We start from the raw sequence: 8,573 nt of genomic DNA on the forward strand, positions 1-8,573 counted from the left end.
CGGTGATTAGCCAATTATCTTGGAAGATCGGAGGACAACAAGGGGAAGGTGTTGAAAGTACCGACAAAATCTTCTCGACGGCATTGAATCGTCTTGGATATTATTTGTACGGATACCGTCATTTCTCCTCTCGTATTAAGGGGGGGCACACCAATAACAAGATCAGAATCAGTACGAAACCGATTCGTGCGATTTCCGATGATTTGGATATCCTTGTTGCATTTGACCAAGAAACAATCGATTTGAACGCGCATGAGCTTCGTGAGAACGGCGTAATTGTTGCAGACGCCAAATTTAATCCTGTTGTACCTGAAGGTATCAAAGCACGTTTATTCCCAGTACCTATTACAGCGATTGCTGAAGAGTTGGGAACCTCCCTATTTAAGAACATGGCTGCTTCCGGTGCGTCATGGGCATTGTTAGGCCTGCCTCTGGAAGTGTTTAATAAAGCGGTTGAAGAAGAGTTCGGACGTAAAGGTCCTGCGGTTGTTGAGAAAAACATCGAAGCGGTTCGCAAAGCGGCTGAATTCATTTTGGAAATGAACGGCGGACCATTGCCTGAGTTCCAATTGGAGCCTGCTGACGGTAAGCAAAAGCTGTTCATCATCGGTAACGATGCAATCGGTCTTGGTGCAGTGGCAGCGGGCTGTCGTTTCATGCCTGCATATCCAATTACACCGGCTTCCGAGATCATGGAATACTTAATCAAAGCATTGCCTAAATTCGGTGGTACTGTTATTCAAACGGAAGACGAGATCGCAGCTGTAACTATGGCTATTGGTGGTAACTACGGCGGCGTACGTACGATGACGGCTTCGGCTGGTCCTGGTCTTTCCTTGATGATGGAAGCGATCGGTCTTGCAGGTATGACGGAAACTCCTGTTGTTATCGTTGATACGCAACGTGGAGGTCCATCCACAGGTCTTCCTACAAAGCAAGAGCAATCCGACTTGTATGCAATGATCTACGGAACACATGGTGAAATTCCTAAAATCGTGCTGTCCCCGTCCACAATCGAAGAATGCTTCTATGACACAATTCAAGCGTTCAACTTGGCAGAGAAATACCAAGTGCCGGTCATTTTATTGACAGACCTTCAGCTTTCCCTGGGTAAACAATCCAGTGAGTTGCTGGATTACAATAAAATCGTTATCGACCGCGGACAACTGGTTCAAGGCGAGCTGCCTCCGACGGAAGAAAACAAATTGTTCAAACGTTATGAGTTTACTCAAGACGGTGTTTCTCCACGTTCCATTCCGGGTCAAAAATATGGTATTCACCATGTTACCGGCGTAGAGCATGACCAAGAAGGTCGTCCATCCGAGAGCACGGATAACCGTAAAAAAATGATGGATAAGCGGATGGAAAAACTGAAGCACGTGAAAGTGGAAAATCCAATCCTGATCGATGCGCCTCATGCTGAGCCGGAAATTCTGATCATCGGTATGGGATCTACTGGCGGTACGATTGATGAAGCAAGAGCGCGCCTGGAGAAGCAAGGTATTACGACTAACCATGCTACAGTTCGCTTACTGCACCCGTTCCCGGCTGAAGAGCTGAGACCTTATATCGACAAAGCAAAAACAGTGGTTGTTGTTGAGAATAACGCTACGGCTCAATTGGCTTCGTTGATCAAATTGAACGTAGGCTATGCAGACAAAATCAAAAGCTTGTTGAAATATAACGGTAACCCATTCTTGCCGGCAGAAATCACTACATTTTGTCAGGAGTTGAAACTAGTATGGCAACGTTAAAAGACTTTCGTAACAATATTAAACCTAACTGGTGTCCCGGATGCGGTGACTTCTCCATTCAAGCAGCTATTCAAAGAGCTGCAGCCAATGTAGGACTTGAGCCTGAGCAATTGGGCGTCGTTTCCGGTATCGGTTGTTCCGGTCGTATTTCCGGTTATATTAACGCTTATGGCTTCCACGGCGTGCATGGCCGTTCCCTGCCTATCGCTCAAGGTTTGAAAATGGCTAACCGTGAGCTGACGGTGCTTGCAGCCGGTGGTGATGGTGACGGTTTTGCAATCGGTATGGGCCATACAGTTCACGCCATTCGTCGTAACATCGATATTACTTATATCGTTATGGATAACCAAATTTACGGGTTGACGAAAGGTCAAACGTCCCCTCGTAGTGCGGAAGGCTTCAAAACGAAAAGTACGCCATCCGGATCCATTGAATCTGCATTGTCGCCGCTTGAAGTAGCTTTGGCTGCAGGTGCCACATTCGTTGCACAGTCGTTCTCGAGCAATCTGAAGCAATTGACTTCGTTGATCGAGCAAGGCATGCAGCATAAAGGCTTCTCCTTCATCAACGTGTTCAGTCCGTGTGTAACTTTTAACAAGGTTAACACTTATGACTGGTTTAAAGAGAATATCGTAGACCTGGAAGAAATTCCGGATTACGATCCTACGAACCGTGTTATGGCTATGACCAAAATCATGGAAACAAATAGCATGTTGACGGGCTTGATCTATCAAGATAAATCCAAAACCAGCTATGAGACGCATGTTCCTGGTTTCAGAGAAGAGGCTTTGGCTAAACAAGATCTTAAAATCTCTGAGCAAGATTTCGAGAAATTGGTTGCAGAATTTAAATAATTTCATAAATCGTTCAAAGCATACGGCTCAGCCGTGTGCTTTTTTTCTTGACTTTACGTTATAATCAGGTCAAATCTAGAAACACTAGATGAAGTCTTAAAAATACATATTCTAGGAATGGAGAGTCGTCCATGAAACAAGTACCTATTGGCGTTTCCGCAAGACATATCCATTTATCTGTTGAACATATCGAGCAGCTATTTGGGAAAGGCTACGAGCTTCAAGTGATGAAGGAGCTGTCTCAGCCCGGGCAATTTGCCGCAGCAGAAACGGTTGCTGTCATCGGACCGAAAGGGAAATTTGATAAGGTGAGAATTCTTGGGCCTGCAAGGGGCAAGACACAGCTTGAAGTTTCACGCACGGATGCGTTTACCCTTGGCTTGAATCCGCCGGTGCGGGAATCAGGTCATATTGAGGGCACGCCAGGCTGCACGCTGGAGGGACCGGCAGGCAAAATTGAGTTAACACAAGGTGTCATTGTTGCGGCAAGACATATCCATTTTCACACAGAGGATGCTGCAAAATGGGGAATTGCTGATAAGCAGATGTTAACGGTCAAGGTGGAGGGTGAACGTTCGCTTGTATTTGAACAGGTTGTTGCCCGTGTATCAGACCAGTACGCTCTTGATATGCATATTGATACCGATGAAGCGAATGCTGCCGGAGTCAAAACAGGTGATACAGCTATTATTTTAGCTTAGCGGAGTCATACGTTCTCTTTGAAATTCATGCTGCAATAATGATATAATAGCAGGTATGATCTTTTTATATGATGATTGCAGCCTATTTTCAGGAGGAACACGTGAATGACAACGAAGAATAAATCTGATAAAGATTTTTCTATATATTTTCAACCTCCTTCCCTAACAGATGCGAAGAAGCGGGGCAAGGAAGATATTAAGGTACACTATAATTTTGAAATCCCTGAAGATATGCAGCAGTTTGGCAAGGATAAATATTATTTGATCCAAACATATGGATGCCAGATGAACGAGCATGATACAGAAACCATTATGGGCTTGCTCGAACAGATGGGATATCAGGCTACGGACGATCGCCGTCAGGCTGATGTCATCCTGCTGAATACTTGTGCGGTGCGTGAAAACGCCGAGGATAAAGTTTTTGGTGAGTTAGGTCATTTGAAGCACTTGAAGGCAGAAAAGCCATCTCTTGTTCTTGGTGTGTGCGGATGTATGTCCCAGGAAGAAGCAGTCGTGAATCGTATACTTCAGAAGCATGCTTTCGTGGATCTGATCTTCGGAACCCATAATATTCATCGGCTGCCTAACCTGTTGAAGGAAGCATTTTACAGTAAAGAAATGGTCATTGAGGTTTGGTCCAAAGAAGGCGATATCGTCGAAAACCTGCCTAAAAAACGGGAAGGCATTAAAGCCTGGGTTAATATTATGTATGGATGCGATAAGTTTTGTACTTACTGTATTGTGCCTTACACCCGCGGTAAAGAACGGAGCCGTCGGCCCGAGGATGTCCTGGCGGAAGTAAGGGACCTTGCGAGACAAGGCTTTCAAGAAATCATGCTGCTTGGCCAAAACGTAAATGCCTATGGCAAGGATTTTGATGACATCGAATATACGTTCGGGGATCTTATGAACGATATTTCGAAAATAGATATCCCGCGTGTTCGTTTTACAACATCGCACCCGCGTGACTTTGATGATCACTTGATTGAAGTTCTTGCGAAGAAAGGCAATCTCGTAGAACAAATTCATCTGCCGGTACAATCGGGCAGTAATGAAATTTTGAAGCGGATGAGCCGTAAATATACCCGCGAGCATTATTTGGAGCTGGTAGCCAAAATTAAAAACGCGATTCCGGATGTTGGCATGACGACAGATATCATCGTAGGCTTTCCTGGTGAGACGGAGGAGCAGTTCGAGGATACGCTGTCCCTTGTAAAAGAAGTGAAATTCGACAGTGCCTATACTTTCATTTACTCGCCTAGGGAAGGGACGCCTGCAGCAGACATGGACGATGATGTGCCGATGGAAGTGAAAAAGTCCCGCCTGTACCGCTTAAATGCTGTATTGGCAGAGTTCAGTAAAGAAAGCAACGAAAGCTTTAAAGGAAAAGTTGTGGATGTCTTGGTCGAAGGGGAAAGCAAAAACAACTCGGACGTACTTGCAGGACGAACACGCACGAATAAATTGGTGCATTTGGTGGGTCCCAAGGAGCTTATCGGTAAAATCGTGCCTGTCCGTATTACAGACGCACAGACCTGGTATATCAAAGGGGAATGGGTTCCAGCGTCAGCTGTATAACCATGAGTAAGTGAGTACAATCATTAAGAATATTTGTTGAGGGGCGTGTCTGGCCATGTCGGAACATCACAATCATGACCATAATCATAGACAATGCAGTGATATGGAGCGTTATACGAACACAGAAATGATCGTTCGTGAGGATATTTTAGCGAAAGCCAAGGAATTGGCGGAGCTGATATCCACCTCGAACGAGGTTCAATTTTTTCAAAAAGCGGAGGCTCAAATTTCGTCCAACGATCAAATTCAAACACTAATAAGTGCAATTAAGAAAAAGCAAAAAGAAATTGTAGCTTTTGAATCGTTTGAAAATAATAAAATGGTTGAAAAGATCGAAAAGGAAATTGAAGATTTGCAGGATCAACTGGATAACATTCCAATTGTTAGTGAATTTAAACAGTCCCAAGAAGATATTAATTATTTGCTGCAGCTTGTGATGTCGGTAATCCGAGATACGGTTTCCGATAAAGTTGCTGTGGTTGCAGGCAATGAGTAGATTAGATTGAATCATAGGACCACCTTGCTCTTCAATGGAGCAAGGTGGTTTTTTAATATCGAATGGTGACTCTGGTACCGATTGGTACGATTCGCGAAAGTGACAATACATCTTCGTTATACATACGCACACAGCCATGAGATGCCAGAGTGCCGATGGAAGCGGGGTTGTTTGTACCATGGATCCCGTAGTGCGGACGAGATAGACCCATCCAGAAAGCGCCAAACGGACCGCCTGGATTCGGCACCTTGTTAATGATTGTATATTCGCCTACCGGGGTCTGGGTTAGCTCTTTGCCAATACCAATAGGAAATCCACGGACCACCATATTGTTTTGAAGCAAATACAGCGTCCTGGAGGATAGATCGATTATGATTCGATACATGATGTCACTTCCTAAATGTTATAGATATCTTATGGGAATCTCGTAGTACGTTTTATTGATTTTCTTTTTGCGCATTTTGACTTGAAGAATCCCGTCTTTAAAAGAGGAACGGCTGGTATGGGGAATCACATGACAGGGGAGAGGTACGATTTTTTTAGTGCCATTTTCCATCCCGTCAAACCGTACTTGGTCCACCCTTACCTTCACGGTCGGGCTGCATTTTTGATCCGACATTTTAACTTTTACAATGACATAGTTATGGGTATCGAAAACCTCTGCCGACCCAGCTGACCGTTTATTTGAACTGCCCAGAACCGGCATGCTTTTGGTGAGTACTTGTTGCACGTAGTCTTCAACCCAAGATGTATCATTTAACATATCCATTTGCTGAGCAGACGGTAATGCAGGCAGCTTGCTGCCAAGTAATTTTTCCATTTGGTCCCATTTGAAGGGGTTGATGCCGCCGCCTCGGCTCATAAGCGTAAGCCTCCCGTTGTCATAATGTGTATTTATTATATGAGAAGGGTGGATTGGGTGATACACTTTGATGAAATTGCCTGCTTGACTGATGAGCGGAGTTCCTTTTTGGGGTTACCTCTAGGCGGATATCTACATACAATACAAAAAGACGCGGTTTCGAAGTCACGCCAAAGGAGTTTGCTTATGCCGTCCATCGTGGGCAACATCAAAATTTTAAACGTAGGACCGAGCTCCATCGTTCAAATTGGAGATGCCGTGCAGCTATCGCCGGAAAGCACCTCCAAGACCTATGCGGGAGCGGGGTCATTTAATACGGGGGATTTTGCACATACCAACAATGCCATTAGTAATACAAGCACAAATGATCCTGATGTGAACGATTCGAATCCAACGACTGTCGGAAATAAAGGGGTGGTCTAATTGAATTTGGTTGTCAATCAGCATATCGTGATTCATCAGCTGCGTGTCGATACCGTATCCAATTCATCCATTTTACAAATTGGGAGTGCCGGAGTGATGAAACCACTTTCTAACTTATACAACACAGGAAAATTTACAGGACCTGCTCCGGAATTAGGAGGGGGATCAACGCTGTCTCTTGTGCCGCTGCCTAATCCCACTTGATTTGTAACTGGGCAAACACCTACCTTCAAGCACTTGCATACCCTAAAGGCATAAGGGGGGATGAGACGTGTATACATGGCAGCAATGGTGTCAATATGTTCAAAGCATGCACGCTTATGTTCAAGCCAAAGACGGAAAAATTCAACAATTGGAAAAAGCCATTGAGGATTTAAAAGCGGAAATTGGAAATCTCAAGGACCAGAAACGAATTCATATTGATAAAATCGAATATAAGTTTGATCAGCTCAAAGTGGAAACCTTAGAAGGAACACTAAATATCGGAATCAACCCGAGTGCGGTGGAGGACATGGCGGTTAACTCAAAGGGGGATTCTTCAACGACGAACACGAATGTAGAGGCGCAGGCAATGGATCAAAAAGCCCAGCCTCAAAGCCCTTTGGACGCTTCTGTTCAAGGACTTCGAGGAGAGATTACGAAGGAGCTTCTGCTGTTTTTGAATCAACAGGTACCTAGACAGCTGGCGGTTTTACAGGCAGAGCACGGACATACATTGGATAGCTGGCACCAGAGGCTGATCGTGGAAGATTTAGGCCGGCAGATCGACCAGCGAATTACTTATTATTTGCGTCAAATGGAACCAGGTGCAACGGAGGATCAATTATCCTCTATCAAAGACTCGGTTATTTTTAGAACCAAGAATGATATTCAGGCGGCGTTGAATGAATACTTTAATAAACTGCCTCAAAAGGATGTGGAATTGACGTGAACTTTCAAGTGACTAACAAGGCCTTATGTGTTGGAGAAATTCGTGTTTTGGGAGTATCAAGCTCTTCAGTTTTTCTTATTGGAGATACGGAACAAATTATTTGCTCGTCTATATTTGATACGCCTCCTGAATCTGTGATAGTGGGGCCGCTTGCGCCACTTCCTTCCGAAGAAAAGAAGGATGAAAACCCATGACTCGTTGGTCCGTGGTAAGGGATCTGAAAATAAATAGCGTTGCACAGTCGTCTATTGTTCAAATAGGAGATAATGAATCCATAGTACCTATGACCAGGGCGTTAGCTATCCAACGTGCATTCCCTTATTTCTGGGACGATGAGGGGAATTTTGATTACCCTATTTTTTCACGGGACATTCCATTCATGGGTGCCCAGGAGAACCTGCATATGTCTATTGATAACAGGGATAGCGCCATCCAAGTGGGCTGTATCAAGGTTGTCGCTATTGCTGTCTCCTCTGTTTTGCAAGTCGGTTCGAATGAAAAAATAGTTGCTGATTCCCGAATTAAGTATTTTCGTCAGTTTGTGACAAATGCTCCTTCTCCGAGTAAGCAATGAGAACGATATTTTGATTAACTTGGGAGCGTAGTTTCTCTTCCAATAGTTTGATTTCGGTTAGAATATCAGGAGCCAAGTGTGCAACCGTAAACTGTGTGACCATCGGTAAACCCTCCACATTCAATATGATTTCTCTTGTTATATCATGTCCATCTTTGCCAAATGTTAATTCCCATACGCGATCTGAATGAAAAAGTAAATTAATGGATTTGCCTTTTGTTTATCCACATGGTATATTTGTCTTCTGTCTTGGGGACAAGTTATTTTAGTAAGATTAAGGCTCAAGACAAGGGTAGAGAAGTGGATTTGAAGGTAAAAAATAAATACTTGCATTCCGATAGGTTAATGTGGTATATTGTTATTCCGGCCATTTGGTCTGGTCATTGCCCTTTGAAAACTG

12 protein-coding genes are annotated in these 8,573 nt (G+C 44.1%); 10 read left to right on the forward strand and 2 right to left on the reverse strand.

All coding sequences use genetic code 11. The features are described from left to right. The first annotated feature begins 2 nt into the window (after positions 1-2). From CF651_RS19795 to CF651_RS19815, 5 genes are all read left to right on the forward strand, one after another. A complete protein-coding gene (locus tag CF651_RS19795; protein ID WP_094016602.1) occupies positions 3-1,754 on the forward strand; it encodes a 2-oxoacid:acceptor oxidoreductase subunit alpha in 1,752 nt (583 codons plus the stop codon). Further along, positions 1,742-2,608 (forward strand): 2-oxoacid:ferredoxin oxidoreductase subunit beta, encoded by an 867-nt coding sequence (locus tag CF651_RS19800; protein ID WP_094016603.1) that lies wholly within the window; start codon positions 1,742-1,744, stop codon positions 2,606-2,608. The genes CF651_RS19795 and CF651_RS19800 overlap by 13 nt, the downstream gene beginning before the upstream one ends. A 131-nt stretch (positions 2,609-2,739) precedes the next feature. Further along, positions 2,740-3,309: a phosphate propanoyltransferase gene (gene pduL, locus CF651_RS19805; RefSeq protein WP_094016604.1), complete on the forward strand. Its 570-nt coding sequence runs from the start codon at positions 2,740-2,742 to the stop codon at positions 3,307-3,309. Positions 3,310-3,414: 105 nt separating this feature from the next. Further along, complete coding sequence (gene miaB / locus CF651_RS19810) at positions 3,415-4,887, forward strand: tRNA (N6-isopentenyl adenosine(37)-C2)-methylthiotransferase MiaB (RefSeq protein WP_094016605.1); 1,473 nt, start codon at positions 3,415-3,417, stop codon at positions 4,885-4,887. A gap of 103 nt (positions 4,888-4,990) precedes the next feature. Then, positions 4,991-5,383 (forward strand): YlbF/YmcA family competence regulator, encoded by a 393-nt coding sequence (locus tag CF651_RS19815; protein ID WP_094016618.1) that lies wholly within the window; start codon positions 4,991-4,993, stop codon positions 5,381-5,383. A 52-nt stretch (positions 5,384-5,435) separates the two neighbouring features. Here the strand turns inward: CF651_RS19815 and CF651_RS19820 are convergent, their stop codons facing one another. Together CF651_RS19820 and CF651_RS19825 are read right to left on the reverse strand one after the other, a co-directional pair. Further along, the gene (locus CF651_RS19820; protein ID WP_094016606.1) at positions 5,436-5,768 is read right to left on the reverse strand and encodes a L,D-transpeptidase; all 333 of its coding nucleotides are present in this window, start codon (positions 5,766-5,768) and stop codon (positions 5,436-5,438) included. 18 nt (positions 5,769-5,786) lie between these two features. Then, positions 5,787-6,245: an Hsp20/alpha crystallin family protein gene (locus tag CF651_RS19825; protein ID WP_094016607.1), complete on the reverse strand. Its 459-nt coding sequence runs from the start codon at positions 6,243-6,245 to the stop codon at positions 5,787-5,789. Between the two features lie 186 nt (positions 6,246-6,431). Here CF651_RS19825 and CF651_RS19830 point away from each other — a divergent pair, with 186 nt between their 5' ends. The 5 genes from CF651_RS19830 to CF651_RS19850 all read left to right on the forward strand — a co-directional run bounded on the left by CF651_RS19830 (position 6,432) and on the right by CF651_RS19850 (position 8,173). Continuing rightward, complete coding sequence (locus tag CF651_RS19830) at positions 6,432-6,668, forward strand: spore germination protein (RefSeq protein WP_094016608.1); 237 nt, start codon at positions 6,432-6,434, stop codon at positions 6,666-6,668. Further along, positions 6,669-6,872: a spore germination protein GerPB gene (locus CF651_RS19835; RefSeq protein ID WP_094016609.1), complete on the forward strand. Its 204-nt coding sequence runs from the start codon at positions 6,669-6,671 to the stop codon at positions 6,870-6,872. Positions 6,873-6,939: 67 nt separating this feature from the next. Beyond that, positions 6,940-7,599 (forward strand): spore germination protein GerPC, encoded by a 660-nt coding sequence (gene gerPC / locus CF651_RS19840; RefSeq protein ID WP_094016610.1) that lies wholly within the window; start codon positions 6,940-6,942, stop codon positions 7,597-7,599. After that, positions 7,596-7,793 carry a spore gernimation protein GerPD gene (locus CF651_RS19845; RefSeq protein WP_179232892.1) on the forward strand — a complete coding sequence of 66 codons (198 nt, stop codon included), beginning with the start codon at positions 7,596-7,598 and terminating at the stop codon, positions 7,791-7,793. The genes gerPC and CF651_RS19845 overlap by 4 nt, the downstream gene beginning before the upstream one ends. Then, complete coding sequence (locus tag CF651_RS19850; protein WP_094016612.1) at positions 7,790-8,173, forward strand: spore germination protein GerPE; 384 nt, start codon at positions 7,790-7,792, stop codon at positions 8,171-8,173. Before CF651_RS19845 ends, CF651_RS19850 begins: the two co-directional genes overlap by 4 nt. The last annotated feature ends 400 nt before the right edge of the window (positions 8,174-8,573 follow it).

This window comes from Paenibacillus rigui (assembly GCF_002234615.1).
Taxonomy (GTDB): Bacteria; Bacillota; Bacilli; order Paenibacillales; family NBRC-103111; genus Paenibacillus_S; species Paenibacillus_S rigui.

Excerpts from the sequence above, each read along its gene's own strand:
- CF651_RS19800 (WP_094016603.1), top strand. The coding sequence starts at position 1,742 with ATGGCAACGTTAAAAGACTTTCGTAACAATATTAAACCTAACTGGTGT.
- pduL (WP_094016604.1), top strand. The coding sequence starts at position 2,740 with ATGAAACAAGTACCTATTGGCGTTTCCGCAAGACATATCCATTTATCT.
- miaB (WP_094016605.1), top strand. The coding sequence starts at position 3,415 with ATGACAACGAAGAATAAATCTGATAAAGATTTTTCTATATATTTTCAA.
- CF651_RS19815 (WP_094016618.1), top strand. The coding sequence starts at position 4,991 with ATGGAGCGTTATACGAACACAGAAATGATCGTTCGTGAGGATATTTTA.
- CF651_RS19820 (WP_094016606.1), bottom strand. The coding sequence starts at position 5,768 with ATGTATCGAATCATAATCGATCTATCCTCCAGGACGCTGTATTTGCTT.
- CF651_RS19825 (WP_094016607.1), bottom strand. The coding sequence starts at position 6,245 with ATGAGCCGAGGCGGCGGCATCAACCCCTTCAAATGGGACCAAATGGAA.
- CF651_RS19830 (WP_094016608.1), top strand. The coding sequence starts at position 6,432 with ATGCCGTCCATCGTGGGCAACATCAAAATTTTAAACGTAGGACCGAGC.
- CF651_RS19850 (WP_094016612.1), top strand. The coding sequence starts at position 7,790 with ATGACTCGTTGGTCCGTGGTAAGGGATCTGAAAATAAATAGCGTTGCA.